The organism is Corynebacterium sp. MSK122, assembly GCF_030229435.2.
GTDB classification, from domain to species: domain Bacteria; phylum Actinomycetota; class Actinomycetes; order Mycobacteriales; family Mycobacteriaceae; genus Corynebacterium; species Corynebacterium marquesiae.
In genome coordinates this window covers 70,240-96,904 of sequence record NZ_JASPHV020000006.1, presented here as the reverse complement: position 1 = coordinate 96,904, position 26,665 = coordinate 70,240, and the positions used below count along the sequence as shown (strand labels likewise).

At 59.0% G+C, this 26,665-nt stretch carries 25 protein-coding genes; 17 read left to right on the top strand and 8 right to left on the bottom strand.

The window, feature by feature from the left end:
• Positions 1-204: 204 nt before the first annotated feature.
• Together mtr and QP934_RS04180 are read right to left on the bottom strand one after the other, a co-directional pair.
• A complete protein-coding gene (mtr, locus tag QP934_RS04185) occupies positions 205-1,608 on the bottom strand; it encodes a mycothione reductase (protein ID WP_419126878.1) in 1,404 nt (467 codons plus the stop codon).
• A 27-nt stretch (positions 1,609-1,635) separates the two neighbouring features.
• Positions 1,636-2,664: an alpha/beta hydrolase gene (locus QP934_RS04180; protein WP_419126877.1), complete on the bottom strand. Its 1,029-nt coding sequence runs from the start codon at positions 2,662-2,664 to the stop codon at positions 1,636-1,638.
• A 264-nt stretch (positions 2,665-2,928) separates the two neighbouring features.
• Between QP934_RS04180 and mqo the strand changes: the two genes are divergently transcribed.
• Entirely contained in the window at positions 2,929-4,425 is a 1,497-nt protein-coding gene (gene mqo, locus QP934_RS04175) for a malate dehydrogenase (quinone) (RefSeq protein ID WP_049377461.1), read from the top strand.
• A gap of 79 nt (positions 4,426-4,504) precedes the next feature.
• Here the strand turns inward: mqo and QP934_RS04170 are convergent, their stop codons facing one another.
• A complete protein-coding gene (locus QP934_RS04170) occupies positions 4,505-5,860 on the bottom strand; it encodes a protein adenylyltransferase SelO (protein ID WP_340418787.1) in 1,356 nt (451 codons plus the stop codon).
• Positions 5,861-6,682, bottom strand: a complete 822-nt coding sequence (locus tag QP934_RS04165; RefSeq protein ID WP_419126876.1) for a PhzF family phenazine biosynthesis protein — start codon at positions 6,680-6,682, stop codon at positions 5,861-5,863.
• A gap of 67 nt (positions 6,683-6,749) precedes the next feature.
• Between QP934_RS04165 and QP934_RS04160 the strand changes: the two genes are divergently transcribed.
• The 5 genes from QP934_RS04160 (at position 6,750) to QP934_RS04140 (ending at position 11,761) form a co-directional block, all read left to right on the top strand.
• Entirely contained in the window at positions 6,750-7,934 is a 1,185-nt protein-coding gene (locus tag QP934_RS04160) for a sensor histidine kinase (protein ID WP_419126875.1), read from the top strand.
• Positions 7,927-8,670 (top strand): response regulator, encoded by a 744-nt coding sequence (locus QP934_RS04155; RefSeq protein ID WP_419126874.1) that lies wholly within the window; start codon positions 7,927-7,929, stop codon positions 8,668-8,670. Before QP934_RS04160 ends, QP934_RS04155 begins: the two co-directional genes overlap by 8 nt.
• Before the next feature lie 66 nt (positions 8,671-8,736).
• Positions 8,737-9,636: an ABC transporter ATP-binding protein gene (locus QP934_RS04150; protein ID WP_337887384.1), complete on the top strand. Its 900-nt coding sequence runs from the start codon at positions 8,737-8,739 to the stop codon at positions 9,634-9,636.
• A gap of 31 nt (positions 9,637-9,667) precedes the next feature.
• Entirely contained in the window at positions 9,668-10,420 is a 753-nt protein-coding gene (locus tag QP934_RS04145; protein WP_419126873.1) for an ABC transporter permease, read from the top strand.
• Positions 10,421-10,447: 27 nt separating this feature from the next.
• The gene (locus QP934_RS04140) at positions 10,448-11,761 is read left to right on the top strand and encodes a DUF4921 family protein (protein ID WP_269953077.1); all 1,314 of its coding nucleotides are present in this window, start codon (positions 10,448-10,450) and stop codon (positions 11,759-11,761) included.
• 30 nt (positions 11,762-11,791) lie between these two features.
• Here the strand turns inward: QP934_RS04140 and yaaA are convergent, their stop codons facing one another.
• Positions 11,792-12,514, bottom strand: a complete 723-nt coding sequence (gene yaaA, locus QP934_RS04135) for a peroxide stress protein YaaA (protein ID WP_198491612.1) — start codon at positions 12,512-12,514, stop codon at positions 11,792-11,794.
• A 31-nt stretch (positions 12,515-12,545) separates the two neighbouring features.
• Between yaaA and QP934_RS04130 the strand changes: the two genes are divergently transcribed.
• Positions 12,546-14,315 carry a proline--tRNA ligase gene (locus QP934_RS04130; RefSeq protein WP_419126872.1) on the top strand — a complete coding sequence of 590 codons (1,770 nt, stop codon included), beginning with the start codon at positions 12,546-12,548 and terminating at the stop codon, positions 14,313-14,315.
• A 39-nt stretch (positions 14,316-14,354) separates the two neighbouring features.
• Positions 14,355-14,717 (top strand): hypothetical protein, encoded by a 363-nt coding sequence (locus QP934_RS04125; protein WP_284836258.1) that lies wholly within the window; start codon positions 14,355-14,357, stop codon positions 14,715-14,717.
• Between the two features lie 123 nt (positions 14,718-14,840).
• Here the strand turns inward: QP934_RS04125 and QP934_RS04120 are convergent, their stop codons facing one another.
• Together QP934_RS04120 and QP934_RS04115 are read right to left on the bottom strand one after the other, a co-directional pair.
• Positions 14,841-15,170 (bottom strand): transglycosylase family protein, encoded by a 330-nt coding sequence (locus QP934_RS04120; RefSeq protein WP_198491609.1) that lies wholly within the window; start codon positions 15,168-15,170, stop codon positions 14,841-14,843.
• Between the two features lie 182 nt (positions 15,171-15,352).
• On the bottom strand, positions 15,353-16,204 hold the full coding sequence (locus tag QP934_RS04115; protein ID WP_419126871.1) for a DUF4439 domain-containing protein: 852 nt from the start codon (positions 16,202-16,204) through the stop codon (positions 15,353-15,355).
• A 38-nt stretch (positions 16,205-16,242) separates the two neighbouring features.
• Here QP934_RS04115 and rimP point away from each other — a divergent pair, with 38 nt between their 5' ends.
• The 9 genes from rimP to QP934_RS04070 all read left to right on the top strand — a co-directional run bounded on the left by rimP (position 16,243) and on the right by QP934_RS04070 (position 25,772).
• Positions 16,243-16,782, top strand: coding sequence for a ribosome maturation factor RimP (gene rimP, locus QP934_RS04110; RefSeq protein ID WP_340418793.1), 540 nt, complete (start codon positions 16,243-16,245; stop codon positions 16,780-16,782).
• Between the two features lie 23 nt (positions 16,783-16,805).
• Positions 16,806-17,822, top strand: coding sequence for a transcription termination factor NusA (gene nusA, locus QP934_RS04105; protein ID WP_198491606.1), 1,017 nt, complete (start codon positions 16,806-16,808; stop codon positions 17,820-17,822).
• Between the two features lie 84 nt (positions 17,823-17,906).
• Positions 17,907-18,254 (top strand): YlxR family protein, encoded by a 348-nt coding sequence (locus QP934_RS04100; protein ID WP_419126870.1) that lies wholly within the window; start codon positions 17,907-17,909, stop codon positions 18,252-18,254.
• Positions 18,255-18,360: 106 nt separating this feature from the next.
• A complete protein-coding gene (infB, locus tag QP934_RS04095; protein WP_419126869.1) occupies positions 18,361-21,195 on the top strand; it encodes a translation initiation factor IF-2 in 2,835 nt (944 codons plus the stop codon).
• A gap of 263 nt (positions 21,196-21,458) precedes the next feature.
• Entirely contained in the window at positions 21,459-21,902 is a 444-nt protein-coding gene (gene rbfA / locus QP934_RS04090) for a 30S ribosome-binding factor RbfA (protein ID WP_239194447.1), read from the top strand.
• Positions 21,903-22,865 (top strand): DHH family phosphoesterase, encoded by a 963-nt coding sequence (locus QP934_RS04085; protein WP_419126868.1) that lies wholly within the window; start codon positions 21,903-21,905, stop codon positions 22,863-22,865.
• Between the two features lie 20 nt (positions 22,866-22,885).
• The gene (locus QP934_RS04080) at positions 22,886-24,202 is read left to right on the top strand and encodes an MATE family efflux transporter (RefSeq protein WP_349822193.1); all 1,317 of its coding nucleotides are present in this window, start codon (positions 22,886-22,888) and stop codon (positions 24,200-24,202) included.
• Positions 24,203-24,288: 86 nt separating this feature from the next.
• Positions 24,289-25,101 carry a metallophosphoesterase gene (locus tag QP934_RS04075; RefSeq protein ID WP_337888119.1) on the top strand — a complete coding sequence of 271 codons (813 nt, stop codon included), beginning with the start codon at positions 24,289-24,291 and terminating at the stop codon, positions 25,099-25,101.
• Entirely contained in the window at positions 25,098-25,772 is a 675-nt protein-coding gene (locus QP934_RS04070; protein WP_419126867.1) for a 4'-phosphopantetheinyl transferase family protein, read from the top strand. The genes QP934_RS04075 and QP934_RS04070 overlap by 4 nt, the downstream gene beginning before the upstream one ends.
• On the opposite strand, the gene truB is transcribed toward QP934_RS04070, so the two are convergent.
• A complete protein-coding gene (gene truB / locus QP934_RS04065; RefSeq protein ID WP_340418799.1) occupies positions 25,769-26,662 on the bottom strand; it encodes a tRNA pseudouridine(55) synthase TruB in 894 nt (297 codons plus the stop codon). The genes QP934_RS04070 and truB overlap by 4 nt on opposite strands.
• Between the last annotated feature and the right edge of the window lie 3 nt (positions 26,663-26,665).

Sequence of the window (26,665 nt, the reverse complement as noted above, 5' to 3'; positions counted from 1 at the left end):
TTGGGCCGGTATTTCGAGTGAATTTAGTAAAACTCCCGTCCTTTTGCGCGTCAAAGACTGGAATTTCAGCGATTAGATTAATTTGGGCCCCTTTGTGGTGGTGAATTGCCTGTAATTGTGAATGGGGCTTCCTTGGTGTGAAGTGAAAAACGACCTAAAACCTGGGAAGAAACTGGAAGAATATGAGAAAGCTTACGTAACGGTTCACTTATTCCACTCCAGTCCCAAAAGGGCATTTTCCACTACTTCGGGCAGCGCAGGGTGGATCCAATATTGGTTGCGAGTGAACTCCCGCATGTCCAACTTGTAGGCCATCGCGGTAATCAATTGCTGGATTAGGGTAGAGGCCTGCGGACCCATGAGGTGAGCGCCGAGAAGCTGCCCAGTGGAGCGGTCTGCTACTAGCTTGCAGATGCCTGTGTGATCTTCCATAGCCCAGCCGTAGGCAACGTCGCCAAAGTTCTGTACCTTGACGGTGACGTCGAAGCCCTTCTGGCGCGCCTGCTTCTCAGTTAGGCCCACTGTGGCGATTTGTGGATGGGTAAAGATCGCAGCGGGGACATTGTCGTGGGGAAGTGGGCGGAGATCCTCTGGGTGGAGCATGTTGTGCTGCACGGCGCGGGTCTCGGCATTAGCAACGTGCTTGAGCATGTACGGCGAGGAGACGTCGCCAAGCGCCCAAACGCCCTCGGCGGTGGTGCGGCCGAACTCGTCGGTGCTTACGCGGGCGTCGGCAAGCAGCTCAATGCCTGCCTTGTCCAGATCCATCTGATCGCCGTTTGGGGTGCGCCCGGTTGCAACGAGAATCGCTTCTGCTTCCACGGACCCACCATTGTCGAGCTCCAACCGCACTCCATTGCCGGTCTTTTCGAGCTTGGTGCCATTGGCTATGCACACGTCGAAGCGATCGCGAGCAATCTGGTTGAAGCGGCTGGACACGTCATCATCCAAGTGGCGCAGCAAGGTCTCGGAGCGATTGACCACGGTCACCTTGGTGCCGAGGCCGTCAAAGACATGGGCAAACTCCATGGCGATATAGCCACCGCCTACCACAATGAGGCTTTCTGGCTGGTGGTCCATGCGCATGATGTCTTCATTGGTGTAGTACTTCACGCCCGAGTTGGCATAGACCTCCGGAATCACCGGACGGGAGCCGGCGGCAATGACGATCTGGTCGCCGCTGATGACATGTTCGCCGGTCTGAATGGTCTTCGGACCGACAAAACGTGCGTGCTCGTCGTACACGGTGATATTTGGCGTTTCCTCACCGCGGCGGTACTGCTCGCCGCCCTTGGCAATTTGGTCAATGCGGTTGGTAAAGACCCGGTCCACGATGGAATCCCAATCCACGCTATTGACCTGAGCATCTAGGCCTAGACGGCCGGCCTCGCGCGCCGCTAGGGCAATATCGGCGGCATAGACATACATCTTGGTGGGAATGCAGCCTACGTTGAGACAGGTGCCGCCGAAGGTGCCCTCTTCAATGATGGCGATTTTCTGGTCGTCAAAATCCGGGCTAGGGATGGAGTTTCCGGAGCCGGTGCCGATGATGATGAGGTCGAAATGTTCCTCGGCAGCGGGCGTGTGGGACTGGTGTGAAGTAGTCACGTTTATTCCTTATATATAGGGACTAAATTACTGAGTGGATTGTGGAGTATCGAGGACGGTGGGCAGCCACTTATCACAGGTATCAAAAGCTTCTTGGAGCGGGTCCGGAAGCGATAGGAACACATCGTGCCTAGCACCCTTGATGGGATGCAAGGTGTAGTGAGCACTGAGTTCCTTTGCCCAGCGTCGCGTTTGCGCAACGTCGATGATGACATCCGCGTGGTTCACGCCGTCGGAGTACGGCTGACCCAATAGGGTTCGGGTGGACTGCAGCGTCAAGATGGGGACGCCGGCATCAACGCGGCCGCTGTGGATAGCATCAAAGCCATGGAACACCGCGGCTATCCAGCCGACATATTTCTTATGGCCGGCCAATGGCTTGAAGCGAAGATCAAAATCCCAGTCGCCGTAGAAATCCTTGTGTACGGACTCGCCATAGGCGGTGAGGTTGCCACCGGGCAGGGGAGTCATGGGCGCTATGCGGCCTAGCGCATAGAGCAACGGCTTGAGGGGGGTGAGAATCTGGCCAGGCACGCCCATCATGTCGAGCCATGGACTATTAAGGATGAGGCCCGCTAAGCGCTGGTGGCGTTCTTGGTCGGTTCGGCGCAGATGATCCATCCACAGCGGGGCGATCAAGCCACCGGTGGAGTGGGCGATGAAGACGACCTCATCATTGGGGATGGCATCGAGTGCGGCGGTGAGGTCAGCGAAATAGAACGCCAAATCCGATACATAGTGCCACGACTGGCCCGAGCGGCGCGAGCGGCCGCACTTGCGCAGATCGATGGCATAAAAGTCATAACCCTTGGCGGCAAAGTGCTCCGCTACGTGGGTGTGGAAGAAATAATCGGTCATGCCGTGTAGCCACACCAGCGCCGGGCGTGACGGGGTGGCTGACTGACGTGCAGTACCTTCCGCCTGCTTCGGCGCGTAGTGCACCAGCGTGGTGACCACGTCGCCCTCGCCATCGGGGTCCGCGCCTAAGTCAATGGTGGCAGCTTCATAGTCAGGGCCAAGTTTGTCTGGGCCCCATACCGGAGAGTGTGTAACCATGCCTCGATTCTAGGTGCAATTAAGAATTTATGGTGCTGCCGGTGGGGGTTAAATACTGGGGGCAGAAATTCCCACATTGTTGTCACTGGTCTGGGGGAGGAATCCCAAATTGGATGAGAAAAGCGTAGAGTAAGGCCTTAATGCGTGACGCACTACCAGGTTGTCATAGTGCAGCGATGGTGGCGCGGGGCGCTAAGCGCTAAAAATCAAGGCGTAGACCGCGCCGATGGATATCTATTTTCAATTCGAAGAGGTAATAACACAGTGTCCTCCGCTAAGAAGACAGCACAGGTTGTAGACGAGGTCGATGTAGCACTTATCGGTGCTGGCATCATGAGCGCCACCCTGGGTGCTATGCTCCGCGAGTTGGAGCCCAGCTGGACTCAGATGGTCTTTGAGCGCCTCGATGGCCCCGCATTGGAGTCCTCCTCCCCATGGAATAACGCCGGTACCGGTCACTCCGCGCTGTGCGAGCTGAACTACACCCCGGAGAAGAATGGCCGCATTGATATCTCCAAGGCTCTGGGCATCAACGAGAAGTTCCAGAAGTCTCGCCAGTTCTGGTCCCACCAGCTCAACAACGGTATTCTCACCGACCCGAGCGAATTCATTAACCCGGTTCCGCACGTGTCCTTCGCACAGGGTGAAATCCAGGTAGATTACCTCAAGCGCCGCTATGATGTGCTGAGCGAGAAGCACATGTTCCCGGGCATGCAGTTCTCCGCAGATGATTCCGACTTTGCTGAGAAGCTGCCGCTGATGGCGAAGGGCCGTGACTTCTCCAATAAGGTGGCCATTTCCTGGACCGACGCTGGTACTGACGTCAACTTTGGCGCGCTGACCAAGCAATTCCTGACCGCAGCTAAGGCCTCCGGCACCGAGATCCGCTACGGACATGAAGTCATCGATATCAAGCGTGATGGCTCCGCGTGGAAGGTGTACTCCAAGAACAAGCACACCGGTGACATCACTGTAGTTAAGGCAAAGTTCGTCTTCGTTGGTGCCGGCGGTTACGCCCTGGACCTGCTGCGCAAGGCAAAGGTGAAGGAAGTTGCCGGTTACGCAGGCTTCCCAGTATCCGGTCTGTGGCTGCGTTCCAAGAACCCTGAACTTATTGAGCAGCACCAGGCAAAGGTCTACGGCAAGGCCGCTGTGGGCGCCCCGCCAATGTCCGTGCCGCACCTGGATACCCGCGTTATCGACGGCGAGAAGGGCCTGCTTTTCGGTCCTTACGGTGGTTGGAGCCCGAAGTTCCTGAAGAAGGGCACCTACCTGGACCTGTTCAAGTCCATCCGCCCAGACAACATCACCTCTTACCTCGGCGTTGCCGTGCAGGAGTTCGGCCTGACCAAGTACCTGGTGGATGAGGTGCGCAAGAGCTTCTCGGACCGTGTGGAGGCCCTGCGCGAGTACGTACCGGAAGCAAAGGAAAGCGACTGGGAGACCGTTATCGCTGGCCAGCGCGTCCAGGTGATTAAGCCTGCTGGTGCTCCGCAGTTCGGCTCCCTCGAGTTTGGCACCACCTTGGTGAATAACCAGGAGGGCAATATCGCCGGCCTGCTCGGCGCTTCCCCGGGTGCATCCATTGCCCCGGCCGTCATGCTGGAGCTGCTGGAGCGTTGCTTCGGCGAGCGCATGATTGATTGGGCAGACAAGATCCGCGAGATGGTTCCGTCTTATGGCGTCAAGCTGCGCAACGATGAGAAGCTGTACGACGAGATGTGGGAGTACACCCAGAAGACCCTGAAGCTGGACCGCTAAAGCCGGCTTCTGTCTCGTTAGCCCCTGCACCGCTGCCGTTGTGGTGCAGGGGTTTCGTGCGCTTTGGGCAAGGTGGGGATTAGGTGCCGCAGTAGGTGAGGTAGCCCTCGAGACCATTAGGATCCGGCGATTCGAACGTTGGATTGGGCTCCCACGGGTGGGTGACCGCGTGGAGAAGCTCCTGATACGGGCCCAACTCCCCGCGTTCGGCAGCATCCAGCGCGGATTCTACGGCGAGGTTGCGCGGGATGACCCGCGGCATGGCCCTATCAACACGGGAAGGATCGGGAGAGGACGCAAGGTAGTCGTCCAAGAAGTCTCCCTCAGCAAAGAGCTCGCGGGCGTGGGTGGGGTGACCGGCGGCGGCGTCGGCAAGAGCGCGGTGAGCCAGCGTGATATCTGGGCCGTTGAGCTGCATGGCAGCCGCATAAGAAGAAGCGACTTCTTGAGAGGTATCCAAAGCCTTTGCTAAATCTTCCCTGTGCTGGTCCTCAAAGCGCTCGGTAAAGCCGTTGATGGATTCTTGGGCAAAGTCCATGGCCTTATTCATGTCTATATCAAAAAGCGGCAGGAGGGATTCCGCCAAGCGGGCCAGGTTCCATCCCAGGATGGAAGGTTGATTGCCAAAGGCATAACGGCCTTGCCTATCGATGCTGGAAAAGACCGTCGCGGGCGAATAGGCCTCCATGAAGGCGCAGGGGCCATAGTCAATGGTTTCGCCAGAGATGGTGGTGTTATCCGTATTCATCACGCCGTGGATAAAGCCCAAGCGCATCCAGCGGGACACTGTGCGGATCTGCGCATCCATCACCTGGGTGAAAAATTCCTGGTAGTCCGCGCCAGGGCAGTGGCGCGCAATGGCATAGTCGGCCAACTGCCGGGTGTAATCCGTCTGCGCGGCTAGGTGAAAGGTGCCGACGCGGATATGGCTGGCTGCCACGCGTACCACAATCCCGGCCGGTTGCACGTGCCCGCGCTGAATGGGCCGTCCGGTGGAGATAACCGCCAGCGCCCGGGTGGTGGGAACACCCAAGGCATGCATAGCCTCAGAGACTAGGTACTCGCGCAGCATGGAAGACAGCGTTCCGCGGCCATCGGACCCGAGGCGGGAAAAGGGAGTAAGTCCAGTTCCCTTGGCATGGAGATCCCATAGCCGCCCGTCCTTATCCACCTCGCCCAAAAGCATGGCTCGGCCGTCTCCCATCTGCGGGTTAAACGCACCGAATTGGAAGCCGGAATAGGCCATGGCGTGGCCGCCCGCGCGGCCGGTAAGGAAATCCATGCCCTCGGAGGAGCGCAGCCAGTCCGGGTCGAGTCCTAACTCCATGGCGAGTTCCTCGTTTAAGATGACCATCTCTGGGTTCGGCTGCTCCTCACCCTCGGTGGGGCGAACCAAGTGGGGAAGCTTCTGGGCAAAATCGTGATGGAGCTGCATCTAAACCTCCAGTGCTCCGCGCACGCGAATCTGGGCGCGACCGCCCACCCAAATATCCGTGCCGTCATCGTTGATAAATACTTCGCCCGCCCGGCCTATTTGGCTGCCTTGTGTTGCGGTATAGCGTGCCGGCACCAAGTTGCGCGAGCGCATAAACTGTGCGGCGCCGCCATTGAAAGAACCGGTGACTGGGTCTTCGAATTGGGTGGTAAAGGCCCGCACCTCGTAGGCCGGCTCGCTCTCTGCGGCGTTGGGATTAAGGCCCACAACGCCGACCTTGGGGCGCTTGCCCTGGGGCTTAACCGCACGCACCGCCTCGGCATCGCGTAATTGGAGTAGGCGCCAGCCCGGGCCATTGTCCACCCAGCCATGGTCCACAATATCCGACCCATCTAGCCCCAGCCCACCGCAGGCCTCCTTCAGATCCGCTGGGCTTAGCGGTTCTTCGCGGCGCAGCGGCGGGGTAGCAAAGGACAAGACTTCGCCCTCTTCGCGGACGGTCACCAACCCCGCGCCGCACTCCTGGACGATACGTCCCTCCGTCCCCGGCTTGTTGCCCAGCGCCCGCCACGCGGCAGCGCTGCCCAAGGTTGGATGGCCAGCAAAATCAAACTCTTCATAGGGGGTGAAAATGCGCACGCGGTAGTCGGCGCGGGCGTCACTGGGCTCTAACAGGAAAGTGGTCTCAGAAAAGTTAGTCCAGTTCGCGATTGCCTGCATCTGCTCGGTACTTAGGCTATCGGCGCCCGCAACCACCGCCAAGGCATTACCGTTAAAGGCACCCGTGGCAAAAACATCAACCTCAAAGAACTCGTGCTGCATGCCCGCCAGTCTAGTCAGCCCTAGGGATGAGGACTATGGCCTAGAGCCTGCGCTAGCCTAGAAAGCCATGAAGAAGCTATGGCCGGATGCGGTTCGTGCCTGGGTAGGCCCGCCGTGGAGAATTATTATTCCATTATTCTTCTGGATATCTGCCTTTCCTTATGCTTCCGATGTGATGGACAGGAATTCCTTTTATCACAAGGGCGTCCTTGTTCTTTATGGCACGGTTGTCCCATTGGCGTTGTGGCTGCATCCTAAATTAAAGGAGAAGGCAATAGGCGCACTCGCCATAGTTTTTACCTTGTGCCTTTTTACTCCACTGGCCGCGTTGAGTAACGTCCATGCTTTTCCCTTGGCGTATTGCGTCTTTCTCATTGGAGCGCATTCCCCGAAACGCTTGCGCCGTGTATGGATCGCCTGGATAGGCGTAGGCACCCTTTTCTCTGTGTGGGCGCAGCACTTTGGCAATCTGATCTTTAGTGATATTGATTTTGGGCTCGAGGGGGCAGAGATTGAGCCCCTAACGTCCTTAGCCTCCGTCGTTATCTTCGCGTGGCCGGTTATGGGCTTTTTCTACTTGCTTGGCACCAATGACCGTAAAAAGCGTGAGGACCAGCAGCTGCTGGTTGAACGTGCGGAGATGGCTGGCGCGGTAGAGCGCAACCGCATTGCTCGCGAGATGCATGACATTGTGGCGCATAATTTAGCGGGCGTTATCGCTCTTGCCGACGGCGCCCGGTTCGCCGCTGCCAAAAATCCTGCAGCGGCCACAGAAGCCTTGGAAACCATCGCCTCTACCTCCCGCGATTCCCTCAAGCAGATGCGCGGTTTGCTCTCCGTGCTGCGAGATGGTGATTCCCGCGCCGATACCAAGGCGCCTGGTGCAAGCGATATTGCAGGACTTATTTCGGAAGCGCGCCGGACCGGTTTCGATATCACTGTGCACGGGCTGGAGGATCTGCCGACCGAAAGTGACGAGCTATACCAGTTCACCGTCTACCGCGTGGTGCAAGAAATTTTGACCAATATGATCAAGCATTCGCGCGATAAAAGGGGAGTACTGCGCTTCCGCTCTACTGGAAACGGCTTAGTATTGAGCGCCAATAACCCGGCCGCACGCATGCCGGATACTCACAAGCCCGGCTACGGACTTATTGGAATGAGCGAGCGTGTCAAGGCCTATGGTGGCAGCGTTGCTACCCGCACCGAGGATGGACACTTCTTTATTACCGTGGAGGTACCCAATGACTAACCCTGAGCAGCCAACAGGTGCGCCCGCTGGCCCCATCCGTATCGGCCTAGTCGATGATCAGCCCCTCGTGCGCGCCGGGTTCGCCATGCTCCTTGGCTCCCAAGAGGATTTGGACGTTGCCTGGCAGGCATCCGATGGCGATGAAGTCCTCGACCTCGCCCGCGCGCAACCTGCCGATATTGTGCTCATGGATGTCCAGATGGCCCGCGTTAATGGCATCGCCGCCACAGAAAGGCTGCTGCCGGAATTCCCGGACACCCAGGTCATTATGTTAACCACCTTCGATGACCAGAATTTTGTCCACGGAGCAATTTCCGCTGGGGCCTCCGGATTCCTGCTCAAAGACGTCGAACCGGAGGAACTCCTCGCCGCTATTCGTACCGTACATTCCGGCGAGGCCGTCCTATCACCGCGCATTACTGCCCAGGTGCTGCAGCAACTACGCAGCGAGCAGTCTGCAGCACAGCCCGATTCACATGCCACCTCCGTTGCGACAGCAGCTACCGCCCCTCCAGCCGAAGATCTCACGCCACGCGAGCTGGACGTCCTCAAGCTGATTGCACTGGGGTATTCGAATACCGAAATCGCGGAGTGCGAGTTCGTCTCCATGGCCACGGTCAAGACCCATGTACGCCATATCTTGACGAAAACCGGCTCGCGCGACCGCGTGCATGCTGTGCTCTACGCCCTTACTCATGGCGTGGTTTCGGTGGAGGAGCTGCTGTCTCATCCCTAGGTATGACCTGCTAAATCACTCTCGAGGATGGTTACTTCGTGCTGGTCAGGCGGCACGATGGAAACCATGCTCAAAGTTTCACACCTTTCCAAGAATTTCCGTTCCTTTAAAGCAGTAGATGACCTCTCCTTTGAGGTCCCAGACGGCCAAGTCACCGGTTTCCTCGGACCGAATGGTTCTGGCAAATCCACCACCATGCGCATGTGCGTGGGGTTGGAGAATCCGACTTCCGGGACCGCGACTTTTGATGGCACGCCCTTCCGCGGGCTGTCCAATCCCGCTACCACGGTGGGCACCTTGTTGGACGCCAACTGGTTCCACCCGGGCCGCAGCGCCCGTGCTCACCTGGGCTACATGGCCGCGTTGCAGGGCGTGTCCATGAACCACGTGGATGACACCCTGGACCGCGTTGGCCTTACCCAGGTAGCCACCAAGCGAGTGGGCGGCTATTCGCTAGGCATGAAGCAGCGCCTGGGCCTTGCTTGTGCGCTCATCGGCGAGCCGAAGCACTTGCTTCTTGACGAACCCGTCAACGGCCTCGACCCCGAAGGTGTGCACTGGATGCGTGCCCGTATCCGCGAATTTGCTGAGGCTGGTTGCTCCGTGCTGGTTTCCTCCCACCTGCTTTCGGAAATGCAGCTCACCGCAGACCGCCTCGTGGTCATCGGCAAAGGCAAGCTGCTGGGTGAGGGCACCGTGGAGGAGTTTGTCAACGGCACGGGAGGCGCAAGCCTCGAAGTGATTGTGGACCAGCCCGATGAGCTCCTGCGCCTGTTGCACGGCACCGATGCGGAGACCTCCTTTGACGGTGAGATCCTGCGCGTGCGCGGCCTAGAAGGCTCTGACATTGGCCGAATCTGCCTGGATAACCGCATCCTCATCTCCAGCTTGGAACGCAAGCAGCCATCCCTGGAAGAGGCCTACCTCGGCGCGACAGCCGACCACGTGGCCTACCGCTCTGCCTAAACGCACAACCCAACCTTAAGGACAGATTTCTATGAATACTGTGGTTTCAGAATCCCGCAAACTCTTTTCCCTGCGCTCTACCTGGGTCTACCTCGCCATCGTGGCACTCGGTATCGCCGCCGGCGGCGTGCTCATGGCTTGGGGCTATGACTTTAATGGCAGCGTGGATGGCAAATTTCAATCTAGCGATATAGCTATTGCTAGTGAACTCGCTGTTGTAGTCATGATTTTCGCATCCGCGATGATGGTCGGCGGTGACTTAGGAAAAGGAACCGTTGCATGGTCTTATCTTTCTTCCAACCGCCGTGTTGGTATAGTGCTCAGCCAATTTGCAGTCATCCTGGTAGCACTCTTGCTCGCAGCAACATTTGGCATGGCCGTGGGCGCCCTGCTGATTGCGGCATTCGGCGGCGATATTAACTTTGCTAGCTTCACCCAATGGCCGGATTGCAACCAGATTGTGCTGGCTTATGTTGAATGGACCGGTTTCACCTTACTTGCTATGGGGCTGGCATATTTGCTGCGCAGTGGCACCTTCGCTGCGATGATCTTGGTAGTGGAATTCTTCGTGGTAGAAACGGCACTTATCGCCTTCAATACCTCGTGGGCTCAATCCATCTTGAACGTCATGCCATTTGTCAATATGCAAACCTTGGTCCTTGGCAGCGAGTTAGGCGGCTTGGACCATTCCCGCGGTGTGTGCGCATTGATTCTCGGCGTGATGCTCGCGGTCTGCGTCGGGGGTGCATGCGTGGTATCCCGCCGCCGGTCCGTCGCCAAATAGTGCCCAGAAATAACTACGCTGGTGGGCATGAGTGATGCACTTTTTGCCCGCATAGAACCCATCCAGACCATGCGGGATGGCACGGTCAAGCAGGTCAACCCGTTCTCCGGGACCGAGGTGTGGACCGTGCCGGGCCGGGGCAACCGCCCCTTGTCCACACCGGTGGCTAACCCGCAGCCCTTGCACGAAGAAGACTTCACCCACCGCTGCGCCTTTTGCTCAGGTCGCATGACTGATACCCCGCCGGAAAAGGCTCGCATCCTGCCTTCCGGCGGGATTGTGCGTGGATTACCTTTGAGCGAATACAGCCACACCGTGCCGGCCTTTCGTCGCATCCCCAATCTGTTTGAAATCGTCTCCTATGACTACTGGCACGCCAACTACGGCTTCGACATGGATGCTGAGACCCGACAGCGCATGGACAACTATCTTGCCGATCCTGCCGGCCGGGAACATGTGCTCAATATCGTGCGCACGAAGCGGAAGGCGGCGCACCTGCCTGAGGCAAGCGAAGAGGAACTTATAGAACAGGCGGCGGGCTTCTTCGCAGGAGGCCACGACGTCATCGTGGCCGGCCGCCATTTTGAGCGCGGTGCACAGGATGATTCGCACGTGGTATCTTCCGGCACCCTAAGTGCCGAAGAGCACCTGCTTTTTATGCAGCTGACTATCGATGCCATGCGGGATCTCTACGAGCGCAACCGCTACGCTCCCTATGTGGTGGCCTTCCAAAACTGGCTGCAGCCAGCCGGCGCCTCCTTTGAGCACTTGCACAAGCAACTCGTTGCCATCGATGACCGCGGCATGGCTTCCCACCGGGAGGTACAGATGCTGCGCAGCAATATGAACATGTACAACGAGTGGGCGGTGGACTATGCCGCTAGCCGCAACCTCATCGTCGCGGAAAATGACCATGCCGTTCTCTTCGCCGGCTTTGGGCACCGCTATCCCACCTTGGAGGTCTACTCCAAGTCGGCGACCTGTGAGCCGTGGCGGCAGTCAGAAGAGGAAATCCGCGCCATGAGCGACCTTGTTCATGCCGCCCACGCCGCAGTAGGCCGCGAGGTGCCCTGCAATGAGGAGTGGCACCACAAGCCTGCCGACGTCGACGTCGCTCAGCCATGGCGCATCCTCATCAAGCTCCGCATTTCCACCCTTGCCGGATTCGAAGGCGGAACCAAAATTTACCTCAACACCATCTCGCCCTGGGATCTGCGCGATAGGGTAGTAAGCCAGCTTTATCCCCTGCGCGAGTCCGGGCATGTTGCCCGCTCGGTCCGCGTGGCTACCGAATGTTCGGTACAGCGCAACAGCCTGCTGTATAACCCACAGCTGCGTTAGGCAAGCTGTGCTGAGTAGTTTGCGGTGGGCTTAGCGCTTGACGACGAGCGTGAGCTCACTCGACCCAGGCCCCGGCTCCTCAACTGTCATACCCGCGGCGCGCGCAATGGCGGCAACGTCGGCGGCGCAATAGGCGTCAGCAGGCGAGAGCGCTAACTCGCGGGCTAAAAGGCCCTTGTAGTGCTTATTGAAGTGGCTGACCACCTTGCGCGATCCATCGTCCTGCACGCTTTCCACCCGTACCGTTACCGCATCCTTTACGCGGCCGAGCTGCTGGTAGGTGCCCGAGCGCAGATCCACAAGAAGCTCGTCTACCCCCTCGAGCGCCTGCGTGATCTGTGTGCCCCAGCGTGACTTCATGGTGCGGCCGCCTAGCTTCGAGCCTCCCGAAAGCCGGTAATGCGGAATGGGGTCGCTGGCGCGGAGGACTCCAAAGAGGGCGTCGCCAATAGCAAGGCGATCCCACGTGGGCAGGGAAGGGGCATCCAAGGCATCAAAAAGCACGCCGGTATAGCGCAACACGGCTGGCATGGTGGGGGTGGTGAAAAGCCCCTGGTTGGATTCGGCCTCACCGCGCAGCTTTTCCGAAAGCTTGAGTACCTCCATGGCCTCGTCTACCGGAAGAGACTGCAGTTCAGCAGCAATTTCTTGCCGGGTGGCATGCAATTGCGGAAAGGACAGCTGGCTGAAGTCAAGGGGCTGTCCCGTACCGCCATGAGCTTTAGTTTCTGAAGGAGGGAGGATAATGAGCATATATACAGGGTAGCGGGGTATATTTTGGTGCATGATTACCCGCCTTTCTGAACTATTTCTCCGTACCCTTCGTGAGGACCCCGCCGATGCCGAGGTTCCTAGCCACAAGCTGCTCGTACGCGCCGGTTATGTACGCCGCGTCGCGCCGGGCGTTTATACCTGGCTGCCGTTAGGGCTGCGCACCCTGCGCAAGATTGAAGATGTAGTCCGTCAGGAAATGGACGCCATTGGCGGCCAGGAAATGCTATTTCCTGCCCTGCTGCCGCGCGAGCCTTATGAAAAGACCAACCGCTGGGTGGAATACGGCGATAACCTCTTCCGCCTGAAGGACCGCAAGAACGCAGATATGCTGCTTGGACCTACCCACGAGGAAATGTTTGCCAGCGCGGTCAAGGATATGTATTCCTCCTATAAGGATTTTCCGGTCACGCTGTACCAGATTCAGACCAAGTACCGCGATGAGGAGCGCCCTCGCGCTGGTGTGCTGCGTGGCCGCGAATTCACGATGAAGGATTCCTACTCCTTCGACATGACCGATGAGGGCTTGGACGAGTCCTACGGCCGCCACCGCAAGGCGTATCAGAATATCTTCAACCGTCTAGAGATTGACTACGCCATCTGTAAGGCCACCTCTGGTGCCATGGGAGGCTCTGCCTCCGAGGAATTCCTCGCCGTCTCTGAGGTGGGAGAGGATACTTTTGTGCGTTCCACCGAGGGTGACTACGCAGCCAACGTCGAGGCCGTGGTGACCCCAGCACCGGCGGAGAAGGATATTGAGGGCCAGCCAGAGGCACAGGAGTATGACACCCCGAGAGCAGAGACCATTGAGAAGCTGGTCGAATGGGCCCAGGGCGCAGGCATTACTGTCGACGGCCGCGAGGCCACCGCTGCAGATACCCTCAAGTGCATGATGGTCAAGCTTTTCCACCCGGCCGCGGAGAGCGAAGAGCGCGAGTCGGAGTTGGCGGCCGTTCTCATCCCTGGCGATCGCGAGCTGGATGAAAAGCGCCTTGAGGCCGCACTCGAGCCGGTGGAGTTTGAGTTGGCCGGGGACAAGGACTTTGCTGACAATGCCTTCTTGGTCAAGGGTTATGTTGGCCCGCGCGCCTTGAACGCCAATGGCATTAAGGTCTTGGCCGATCCGCGCGTGGTCAAGGGTACGGCGTGGATTACCGGCGCCGATGCGAGCGAGCGCCACGTGGTTGGCTGCGTGGCCGGCCGCGATTTCACCGTGGATGAGTTCATTGAGGCCGCAGAGGTTAAAGAAGGAGACCTGGCTCCTGATAACCAAGGCACCTTGACCTTGGAGCGCGGCATTGAGCTCGGCCATATCTTCCAGCTGGGCCGCAAATACACCGAGGCCTTTGACGTGCAAATCTTGGATGAGAACGGCAAGCGTGCCGTTCCTACCATGGGGTCCTATGGCATTGGTATTACCCGCATGCTGGCCGTCCTGGCCGAGCAGCGCCATGACGACAAGGGCCTCAATTGGCCGGTTGCCGTCGCTCCTTACCAGGTACACGTAGCCGTGGCCAATAAGGACGCCGCCGCCATGGAGGCCGGCGACAAGCTGGTAGAGGAGCTCTCTGCCAAGGGGCTCGAGGTGCTTTTCGATGACCGTCCAAAGGTCTCCCCAGGTGTGAAGTTCAAGGATGCAGAGCTCCTTGGCATGCCCTTCGTGGCCATCTTGGGCCGTGCCTTCAAGGAAGGGAAAATCGAGTTGCGCATCCGCGGTGGTGAGACCCTCGAGGTTCCAGCCGAGGACATCGTGGACAAGATCCTCGAGCTCGTGCGTGGTTAAATAAGACCAACCTCTGCGCGGCGGGGTACCGTGGAAGGCATGAACTTTCAAAAGAATGGGCTTTCCACCGTGCTTTCAGCAATGGGCGTACTGCACTTTGTGAAGGCGAAGACTTTCGAATCCATTGTTCCGCCGCAACTGCCAGGCCCTGCGCGCTTCTATAACTTTGCTTCGGGTCTGTGGGAGATTGCCACCGGTGCTTTGCTTCGCCGCCGCGCCACCCGCGGCTTCGGCGGTGCTTCCGCACTCGCACTCTTTGCTGCGGTGTGGCCGGCTAATATGTACCACGCTTGGATTGAGCGTAAGGCAGGGTGGCCAAAGAAGATCTACCACATTATCCGCCAGCCGCTACAAGTGCTGTTGATGATGTATGCCTGGAATATCGCCAAGCACGAGGCCTAAAGTCACCATGGCTGCATGTTAGCCATTTAGATGAAGCACATAAAGCCGGCCTCCTCCCCATCCCGCGAAACCCCGCGGAGTAAGGGAGGAGGCCGGCTTCGTGTTAAATGCCGAGGCTAGAAACTAGCCGGCGACGGGACCGCCGCAGTTGGGCCAGGCGCCAGCACCCTGGGTGGCTAGGACGCTTTCGGCCACGGCAATCTGCTGCTCGCGGGTTGCCTGGTCAGCGGTTGCGGCGTACTGGGTGCCGCCATTGGCGGCCCAGGTCTGCGGGTTAAACTGCAGGCCGCCCTGGTAACCATTTCCGGTATTGATGTGCCAATCGCCGCCGGACTCGCAGGCGGCTACCTGGTCCCAGGCGCTAGCCGGTGCGGCGGTAGCGGCAGGCGCGGCCAAGCCAGCAAGGCCGAGTGCTGCGGCGGATACGGTCAACATGGTCTTCTTAGAACGCATTGAGAGGAAACTCCTTCTCTTTGTGTCTGTTTAGCTTGCGGAATCTCCTGCAAGCTCATGGTGACCCAACCTACGCACGCTAGAGGAACCGAGGCAATGCATAGGGCCGTAGAGGTAGCTGTCATTTCGCTGGCCCATTGCCAGGGGATGGACAGGTGGGGCTGGCTGGGGGCGGCTGTGGTCTAGCGCATGCCGTGGGACTCCGCCGCGATGCCAATGAGCCAAGTAACCCATTCCTGATCTGGGGACTCTTCTTGCGCTGCACCCGTAGCGGCCGCGGACCACTTGCGGCCGTCGTGGTCGGCAAGGCCATCGATAAAGGCCAGGGCGGAAGCAGCATCGTGGGGCAGTTCTTGCTCTCCGGAGGTATAGGCCGGCTCCGGCTGCGGCGTGTTGCCGTAGCGGGCTAGTGCGTCCTGGAGGGCGTCGATGCGGCGATGATGAACGGCTAGGCGATGATCCACCTTGTCCTCGTGTTCGGGGCCAACGTAGGCGCGGGCGAAATCTAGGCCGTATACCTGCTCATACTCCCAACTCAAGAGATCAGCAGCGCTCTTTTGCTCCGGTTGAGAAAGCTCGGGAATATCGGGGGCATCGCCAGGCAGCCAAGCATTGAGCGCGATGGCCTGCTCGGTAACTAGGGTGCGCGATTCGACGGTGACTTCATCGGCCGCCTCTGTTGTAGCGGAGGCGGCATTTTCCATAATTTCGCCAGAGTCTGCGGCGTGATTGGCCTCGGTAGGACGCTCTACCTCGCAGGAGCGTGGGGGATTGCCAGCATCATCCGTGCCACATAGCCGTGTAATTTCGGCATAAAGGGCGTCCGCCTGGGAGTTGCGCAGCTCTGCGGCATGGTCATCGACGCCGCTGAGGGACAAGGCGTCGGTGGCGGCGGCGTCGGCAAGCGCCAGTAGCCTGCTTTCTGGCCGCGGGCCAAAATAGTCGACGACGGAATCAACCGCTTGGCACCCAGCCAAGGCGGGCAGGGCGGCGGTTGTGGCTACGAGGGTTAAAGCTATTCGTCGGCGGTTCACGCAAAAGACTGTACCCCGTAGCACGTAGGCTAGTGCACATGGCTTTCCCAGATGCACAACAATTGACCGATCTCCTACAACCCAAACTGGCTGAGCGGGGATTGGACGTAGAAGACATTAAAACCACCAGGGCGGGAAAGAAATCCCAGGTCATTATCCGTATTGATGGCGATAAGCGTCCTAGCTCCGATGTGCTGGAGGAAGTATCCAACGAGATTTCTGCCTTCTTTGATGACAAGGAAGCGCAAGGAGAGCTGAACTTCGGCGCAGGCTATACCTTGGAGGTCTCCACCCCCGGCGTGGACTTGCCGTTAACCGCCCCGCGCCACTGGCGCCGCAATCGGGGGCGCAAAGTCTCCTTTGACCTTGGCGATGGCAAGACTCACTCGGCGCGCATTGGCGCGCTTAACGACGCCGCCGATGCCGTAATCCTCATCACGGCAAGCAAAAAGGACGTGCAGGCGCGCGCCGAACGATTGGAAAACATTGCCCGGGCAGTGGTAGAAATTGAGTTTGCACAGCCGTCCGAACAAGAGTTAGAGGCAGTGCGCAAGACGTTTGAAGAAGCCGAGAATTAACCGGCAACCGAGAGGAATGACAAGTGAATATTGATCTACAGGCACTTCGTACCATCGAGTCCGAGCGCAACGTCCCCGTAAAGGACTTGCTGGAAGCGATTGCGGGTGCCTTGTTGTATTCCTACCTGGATTACCGCGAGTCTAATGCTGGCGGCAAGGTAGAAGGCGCCAAGTCCCGCGTCGATATCGACGCCACCACCGGTGCGGTCAGCGTCATTGTCTCGGAGCGCGACCCAGAAACTGGGGAAGTAACCACCGAATATGATGACACCCCGGAAAACTTTGGACGTGTGGGCGCGCAGGCCGTGCGCGAGGCCATCCTGCGCAAGCTGCGCGAGGCCGAGGCAGAGCGCACCTACGATTCCTACTCGGAGCTTACCGGTCGCGTTGTCAGCGGCATCGTCCAGCGCGATGCGCGCGCTAATGCCCGCGGCATCGTCGTGGTCCAGCTGGGCTCTGAGCTGGAGTCCCAAGACGGCATCTTGCTGCCGGCCGAGCAGATTCCGGGAGAAAAGCTCGAGCATGGTGACCGCATTAAGGCCTATGTCGTAGGCGTTAACCGCAACGGCGCCCAAGTACAGATCAATCTCTCCCGCACCCACCCGGAGCTGGTGCGTGGCCTTTTCGAGCTCGAAGTTCCAGAAGTTGCTGATGGCACCGTAGAAATGATTGCCATCGCCCGCGAGGCAGGCCACCGTTCCAAGGTGGCCGTTGTGGGCCATGCCAAGGGCCTGAACGCCAAGGGAGCCTGCATCGGACCGCGCGGGCAGCGCGTCAACAACATCATGCGCCAGCTCGGCGGTGAGAAAATTGACATCATTGACTTCAGCGAGGATCCAACGGTCTACGTAGGCAACGCATTGGCTCCCTCGAAGGTGGTCAAGGTCACCGTTGTAGACAATGAGGCGCAAATCGCGCGCGTGGTGGTACCGGATTACCAGCTGTCCCTGGCTATTGGTAAAGAGGGGCAGAATGCCCGTCTAGCTGCCCGTTTGACCGGTTGGAAGATCGATATTCACTCGGACGCTGACGCTAATTAAGGATCTGCGCTTTTGTAGCGTAGGCTAGTAAACGGCCCAGTTGCAGATTGGGGCATATTGGCGACGCGAAAAGTAAGGAGTTGAATGTCTGAGAGACTAAGACTCCGGACCTGCATCGCTACTCGCCGCCGCCTGCCAGATACGGACTTGCTACGGGTGGTCATTGACCACGATGATCCGCACGGCCGCCGTCTGGTAGCAGATCCACACCGCCGGCTTCCCGGCCGCGGGGCGTGGATTAGCCCCACTCTTTCTGCACTCGAGCTAGCGGAGCGCAAACGCGCCTTCAAGCGCGCGCTTCGCACGTCCGCACCCGTGGACACAGGTCAGGTACGGCAGTACTTGGAAGCGCATAGCGGACAGGTACCTAGCGCGGAATACGCCGCGTTGGATTCGTACGAACCAGAGTTACAAAGGAAGACCGAACACTGATGAGCGCACAACGATGAAGCATCAGCGATGAAAGTCCTACACACCTAACTAGGGGTCAGGCCAGTTTCCGCGGCCTTGACTCCTAGTCGATACCAAGAGGAGACAAGTGCCCGGAAAGCTACGTGTTCACGAGCTCGCAAAGCAGCTCGGAGTAACCAGCAAGGAACTGCTCGCCACCCTGAAAGAACAGGGTGAGTTTGTAAAGACTGCTTCTTCCACCATCGAACCGCCGGTGGTTAAGAAGATGCGAGCTCATTATGAAGCACAGTCCGGCGGCGATGACGCCGCCGAAAAGAAGCAAGACAATAAGGCTGCCAAAGGCGCCGCTAAGAGCACCGCAAAGGCGAGCGCCCCTAAGCCGGTTGCGAAGTCTGCTGCCCCCAAGCCAGGCGCAGAGGCGCCAAAACCAGGCGCGAAGGCCGCTGCACCGAAGCCTGGCCAAGGTGCAACGAAGCCGGGACAGGGTGCTGCTGCTAAGCCCGGCGCAAAGCCAGCTGCCCCGAAGCCGGGTGCTCAGGCGCCGAAGCCTGGTGCTAAGCCTGCTGCACCGAAGCCTGGCCAGGGCGCACCGAAGCCAGACCAGACTGGCGGCAAGAAGTCGGGCGAGCGCCCGACCCCAGGCAATTCCATGCCTCGTCCAATGCCGAAGCCAGGCGGTTCCCGTCGCGTAGCCAATAACCCGTTCTCCACGGGTGGCGGCGACAACCGTCCGGGCCCCCGCCCAGGCGGTTCCAAGGGTCAGCGTGGCGGCAATAAGCCAGGCGATAACCGCGGTAAGCGCGGTGGCCAGAACGAGGGCGGAAATAACCGCCAGGGTGGCAATAACCAGGGTGGCGGCGGTCGTCGTCCATCCCCGGCCATGATGCCGTCCCACCCGAACCCTGCGTCGATGCCGTCTAAGGCACCGAGCGGCGGTGGACGTGGTGGTCGCGGTCGCGGCGGTCGCGGCGGTCCGGGTCACGGTGGCCCAGGTGGTGGCCGTCCAGGTGGTTTCCGCGGAGGCGGACGCGGCGGACGTCGCGGCGGCACCGCGGGTGCATTCGGCCGTCCAGGTGGCGCTCCACGTAAGGGCAAGAAGTCCAAGCGTCAGAAGCGCCATGAGTACGAGGAGCAGCAAAAGCATGTCGTAGGCGGCGTGCGCTTGCCAGATGGCAAGGGCCAGACCGTCCGCCTGCGTCGTGGCGCATCCCTGTCTGACTTCGCCGAGAAGATCGGCGCGGATCCAGCAGCACTGGTGCAGGCACTGTTCAACCTCGGTGAAATGGTGACGGCAACCGCTTCCGTATCGGAAGATACGCTGCAGCTGCTTGGCTCCGAGATCAACTACAACGTTGAGGTCGTCTCCCCTGAGGACGAGGACCGCGAGCTGCTCGAGTCCTTCGACCTGAAGTTCGGCGAGGACGAAGGCGGCGAGGAAGCACTGGAGAATCGTCCTCCAGTCGTCTCCGTTATGGGTCACGTTGACCACGGTAAGACCCGCCTGTTGGACGCCATCCGTAAGACCAACGAGGGCGCCCGCGAGGAAGGCGGCATTACCCAGGGCATTGGTGCCTACCAAACCACGGTGGACGTGGACGGCGAGCGCACCATCACCTTCCTGGATACCCCGGGCCACGAGGCCTTTACCGCCATGCGTGCCCGTGGTGCTAAGTCCACCGACTTGGCCATCCTCGTGGTTGCCGCCGATGACGGCGTTATGCCACAGACCGTGGAGGCCATCAACCACGCCAAGGCTGCCGATATTCCGGTCGTCGTGGCTGTGAACAAGGTGGATAAGCCGGAAGCTCAGCCGGATAAGATCCGTGGCCAGCTTACCGAGTACGGCCTAGTTCCGGAAGAGTACGGCGGTGACACCATGTTCGTGGATATTTCCGCGAAGCAGGGCAAGAACATTGACCAATTGCTTGAGTCGGTCATCTTGACCGCGGATGCCGCCTTGGAGCTGACCGCTAACCCAGACATGGACGCACAGGGCGTGGCCATTGAGTCGCACCTGGATCGCGGCCGTGGTCCGGTGGCAACGGTCATCATTCAGCGCGGTACCTTGCATGTGGGTGACTCCATCGTCGTCGGTGATGCGCACGGTCGTGTCCGCCGCATGCTCGATGAGTTTGGCGAAGATGTCGAAGAGGCTGGCCCATCCCGTCCGGTACAGGTCCAGGGTCTGTCCGGTGTGCCGGGTGCAGGCGATAACCTGCTCGTGGTGGAAGACGACCGCGTTGCCCGCCAGATTGCTAACCAGCGTGATGCTCGCAAGCGCTCTGCCCTGCAGGCCAAGCAGCGCAAGCGCGTCTCCCTGGAGGATCTGGACAAGGTATTGCAGGAGACTTCGACCCTCAACCTCATCCTCAAGGGCGACAACGCCGGTTCCGTCGAGGCACTGGAAGATGCCCTGCTGGATATCAAGACCGAGGACGAAGTTGAGCTCAACATCATCGACCGTGGTGTTGGTGCTGTGACCGAGACCAACGTATCTCTTGCAGCGGCTTCCGACGCCGTCATTATTGCCTTCAACACCCGTGCGGAAGGCAAGGCGACCGAGATGGCCACCCAAGAGGGCGTGGATATTCGCTACTACACGATCATCTACAAGGCCATCGAAGAGGTCGAGGCTGCGCTCAAGGGCATGCTCAAGCCGATTTACGAGGAACGCGACACCGGTGCGGCCGAAATCCGCGCCCTGTTCAAGTCCTCCGCGGTGGGTACCATCGCCGGCTGCATGGTTACCGAGGGCAAGGTTGTCCGCAACGGCAAGGTTCGCCTGCTGCGCGATAACAACGTCATCACTGCCGATGCCAAGATTGAGTCTCTGCGTCACGAAAAGGACGACGCAACCGAGATCAAGGCCGGCTACGAGTGCGGTATGGTGCTCTCTTACCCGGATATTCAGGTAGGCGACATCATCCAGGCCTACGAAGAGGTCGAGGTTCCGCGCGACTAAACGTCGCCGTCTCAAGGCCCGCTTCCGCTCCCGCCGTCCCCACTGCATGTGCTGCCAGCACACAGTAGGGAAGGCCCGGGGAGATGGGAAGCGGGCCTTGTGCTATTTCTGCGTCTGTGAGTTGAGGGCGCCGTGGGTGCCGCTGCCTACAGGCGCTGCCGCCACGGGTTTTCATTGTCCGCGATTCGGCACTAAACTGGTGGTTTCTTCTACCGGTTGGCGGTAATTTTAGAGATAGATTCTTTTTGAGCTGGGAGGTTCACATGGTCGATCACGCACGCGCAGCGCGCATGGCCAAGCGCATTCAGGAAATCGTGGCAAGCGCCATCGAACGCCAGATTAAGGATCGCCGCCTTGAGTTGGTGACCATTACGGATACTCGAGTGACGGGCGATCTGCACGATGCCACCGTTTTTTATACCGTGCGCGGAAAAGACATCGACTCCGAGCCAGACTTCGCACAAGCAGAAGAAGCCCTCAAGCGCGCTAAAGGTCAGCTGCGCAAGATTGTGGGCGATCAACTCTCGGTGCGGTTTACCCCGACGCTAACCTTCGAGGTCGATACCGTTCCGGAGGCCTCTGCTCATATGGAAGAACTTCTGGCCCGTGCTCGCGCCCGCGATGAAGAACTGGCAAAGCTGAAGGAAAACGCCCAGCCGGCAGGGGATGCGAACCCGTATAAGACCTCCGATGAAGACGAGGCTTAAGTGACCAAGAAGCAATACGAGCCGGCAGTTGCCGCTTTGCACGATGCTCATAGCATCTGTATTGTGACGCACCTGCGGCCGGATGCCGATGCCATCGGCTCTGCTGCGGCGTTGCTGCTCGCGCTGCGTCAACGGGGCAAAGACGTGTGCGCCGTTGTGGGCCAGGAGCGGGAAATTTCCCGTAACCTTTACACCATTCCTGCCGCCGACGACGTCACCACTAGTCGTAAGCTGCCGGAAGGCTATGACCTCTACGTCACCGTTGATTGTGGTTCTTTGGACCGAACGGGGTTCTTTGCGGATCGGATTGAACAGCTAGCCCAGCAGGGCCGGGTTCTGTGCATTGACCATCATTCTTCTAACCCAGGGTTTGGTGCCATCAATGTGGTGGACACTGAATGTGAATCCACCACCGTGGTATTGCTGAGAATCCTGGATTCACTGGAGATTCAGATTGACCGTCATATTGCGCACTGCTTATATGCCGGTTTGATGACCGATACTGGCAGCTTCCGCTGGGGTAGGCCGGCTATGCACGATATTGCCACCCGCCTCATGCACTACAATCTTGATACCAAGCAGATCGCAGCTGACCTTTTAGATTCCACCACTCCGGACGATCTTCAGATGATCGGTAGGGTATTGGCCGGTTTGCGCCTCGAAGAAGCAGGGGAGCACACCCTAGGCATTCTCGTCGCGCGGCTGGAAGATATCCAGGGGCACTCCGATTCGGCTGTCGAATCACTAGTGGAGTTCGTTCGCGCGCTTGAAGGAACCACCGTCGGCGTGGTGTTTAAGGAACAAGCTCCGGAGGTGTGGGCGGTTTCTTTGCGTTCTTCTTGCATTGATTGTTCTTCGGTGGCGCTAACCTTCGGCGGCGGCGGTCATGTACCGGCTGCGGGCTATACCGCCCACGGGGCCCCAGAAGAGATTATTAAGGAATTGGTGGCCGCTATCCAATGAGAAATAGGCAGACGGATGGAATGAACGCTCAGGATCGCTCCACCGCCGGCACGGTAACCGCACGCGAGGTCTTTGGCCTCGCGTTTCCCGCGCTTGGCGTACTTGCGGCCATGCCGCTCTACCTTTTGCTAGATACCGCGGTTGTCGGTCGTCTTGGTGCCCAAGAGCTCGCCTCGCTTGCTGCAGCCACCACAATTCACTCCGTGGTGACGACGCAGTTGACTTTCTTGTCCTACGGCACGACCGCTCGCTCTGCTCGGCTTTTTGGCTCCGGCAAGCGCGAAGCTGCGGTTGCTGAAGGCGTGCAAGCCACCTATGTGGCTCTAGGAGTTGGCGGGCTGCTCGCGGTAATCATGTGGATTTTCGGCGGAGTATTTGCCCGTGCTCTAACTGGTGATCCCACTACAGCCGCCGGGACGGCCTTGTGGCTGCGTATCGCAGCTCTGGCTATTCCCGTTACTTTGGTGGAAATGGCCGGAAACGGCTGGATGCGCGGTGTCCAAGATACGAAGAAGCCACTGTACTTTACTTTGTCTGGCATGATTCCCGGCGCTATTGCGGTGCCTATTTTCGTCCATTTTTGGGGGCTGGCAGGCTCGGCCATTGCCACGGTATTAGGCATGAGCATTATTGCTGCGCTATTCGTCCGCGAATTGCACAGGGAACATACCGGCTCCTGGCAATTTCAGTGGCATGTGGTACGCGAACAGCTCATCTTAGGCCGCGATCTTATTTTGCGTTCGGCTAGCTTCCAGGTGGCGTTTCTTACCGCCACGGCTGTGGTTTCCCGCGTTGGTACCGCTTCTTTGGCCGGTCACCAGATCATGATGCAGCTGTGGAACTTCATGTCCCTCATTTTGGATTCGTTGGCCATTGCCGCGCAATCATTGACTGGTGCTGCACTAGGTGCTGGCTCTGCGCGGCACGCACGAAGTGTAGGCAGCAAGGTGGCGTTGTACTCTACGATTTTCTCTGGCCTCTTGGCTGTCATATTTGCTGCTGGTGCAGGGATTATTCCGCGCATCTTCACCTCCGCTCCGGAAGTGCTCGATGCCATCTCCCAGCCGTGGTGGATCCTGGTAGCCATGGTTATCGGTGGTGGCGTGGTCTTCGCCTTCGATGGTGTCTTGCTGGGCGCGGGCGATGCTGCGTTCCTGCGCACGCTGACCATTTCTTCGGTCCTGGTGGGATTTTTGCCGGGCGTTATCTTGGCGCACTTCATGGGTACAGGCTTAACCGGCGTGTGGTGTGGCCTCGCCGCTTTCATTGCTTTCCGCATGGTGGGTGTGGTCTACCGGTTCCGTTCGATGAAATGGGCCGTAGTACAGGAGCGCTAGCTGCGCTAAAGTGGGCGTGTTCATACTCTCGCGCGGTGCTCGGCTCCGTGCAGCGCGCAGATTCTAGGAAGGCGGGTGAGAAACCTATGCCAACAGTGTGGGCGGTTTCTGACCTGCATGGAGCGGTCAAAACCAATAGCGAGCGCATTGATCAGCTCACCCCGCCCGATCCCGCAGATTGGCTCATCGTGGCCGGGGACGTTGCAGAACGCACCGATCTCATTATTCGTATTTTGCGCCAGCTCAATGATCGCTATGCCAGGGTCATCTGGGTGCCGGGTAACCATGAGCTATTCTCCCGCTCCCAGGACCGGTATCAAGGCCGAGAAAAGTATGCGCACCTGGTGGAAAGGTGCAGGGAAATTGGAATTATTACTCCCGAAGACCCGTATCCGGTATTCCACGGGACCACTATCGTTCCGCTATTTACTTTGTATGATTACAGTTTCCGTCCGCATGGCCTTACCGTGGACGAAGCTATTGACGCGGCGCGCGCAAAACAACTGATGATGACCGATGAGTTCGCCATCGCCCCCTTCGTAGACGTGCGGGCGTGGTGTTGGGACAGGTTGGCCTATTCCATCAAGCGCCTTTCCCGAGTACATGGTCCTACCGTGTTGGTTAACCATTGGCCGTTGGTCCAAGAGCCGACAATGTTATTGCGCTTTCCTGAAATTGCCTTGTGGTGCGGAACCAGGCATACGCGGTCATGGCCGCGGCGCTATAACGCGCAGTCCGTCATCTATGGGCACCTGCATATGCCGTCTCGTATGAATGTGGACGGCGTTGACCACATCGAGACGTCATTGGGATATCCGCGTGAATGGCAGGGGCGTGAGAGCGCCCAGGCGTGGCCCTATCCGGTACTGCGTTCCTTTGTAGAGGAGGGAACACGATGATGTATCCAGAGCTATTTCCAGAAAGTGCGCGCTATTGCTACGTACGCACGGACTCTAGCTATACGGATTTGGCCAATTTTGAAGAACTCGCGGCCGAAGAAAAGTCTCTGGTTTCCCAGGCAGTTGATGTCCGCAAGGCCGAGTTCGGAGATGCTCGGTGGTGTGCGCACCGAGCCTTGCAGGAATTGGGGGCCAGCCCGGCGACGCCGATTCTGCGCGGCGAGCGGGGCATGCCGCTGTGGCCCGAGGGTTTTGTAGGCTCGATGACGCATACCGAGGGCATGCGGGCTGCGGTGGTTGCCCCTACCTCAGCCTTAAAATCCGTAGGCCTGGATGCAGAACCCGCCGAACCGCTGCCGGATCATGTGCTCACCATGATCGCCCGAGCGGGGGAGATGCAGCAGCTTTTGCGGCTTCGTGAGGCGGGGATTACCTGCCCGGACCGATTGCTTTTTTGTGCCAAGGAGGCCACATATAAGTCGTGGTTTCCCATGACCTTTCGCTGGCTGGACTTTGACCAAGCAGAAATTGACCTGCGCGAGGATGGCACGCTTATTTCCTATATTTTAGCTAGGCCCACACCGGTGCCTTTTATCACTGGGCGCTGGGTAATTCGAGACGGCTACGTTATCGTCTCCACCTCGGTTCCGGCTTTAGACTTTAGCCACTAAAGGGTAGAGGGCCGTGCCACAAATACGGTGGCCAGGCGCTTGCCTTTTTCTTTAATGAGCGCCACGGCCTGGCCATTAGGGGCCACAGCAGCGTGGACGCCCTTGAGTCCGCGGGGCTCAAGCCACTTGCCCATGGCGAGGGCGGCTGCCTCCTCCTCCGTGACGGAAAGGACGGGGAAGCAGCGAGCCAAGGCCTCATCCAAGCTGAGGGAAAGGCGAGGGGATTCGGCAAGGGCGTCGAGCGAGAGGGCGTCGGCAAGTGCAAAAGGGCCCACCTTAGTGCGGCGCAAGGCGGTCAGGTGTCCGCCCACCTGCAGGGCCTCGCCCAGATCGCGGGCCAGGGAGCGAATATAGGTACCGGAAGAACAATCCACCGTGACGTCTAGATCGATGTAGTCACCCTCGCAGCGCTCTGCCAGAACGTCAAACCTATCTACCGTTACTGGGCGGGCGGGAATGTCTACCTCCTGGCCCTCGCGTACTAGCTCATGGGCGCGGCGGCCGTTAATTTTAATAGCGGATACGGCCGCGGGCTTTTGCATAATATCGCCGGTGAGCTTGGCAATCTCTGCCTCGATTGCGGTGCGGTCAATGGCCGCAGCGCTAGCGCCCCAGCAGTGTTCTCCCTCGGCGTCATCGGTTGTGGTGGCGGCGCCGAGGCGAATGGTGGCGTCATAGGACTTAGTGGAGGCAACCATGTGGGCCAAGAACTTGGTGCCACGCTCCACGCCAAGGACAAGCACGCCGGTGGCCATGGGGTCGAGAGTGCCGGCGTGGCCTACCTTCTTGGTGTGAAAGTACCTGCGTAGGCGGCCGACAATATCGTGGGAGGTCATGCCGGCGGGTTTGTCTACGATGACGAGTCCGGAGTTTGCGAGCACATCAGTCATAGC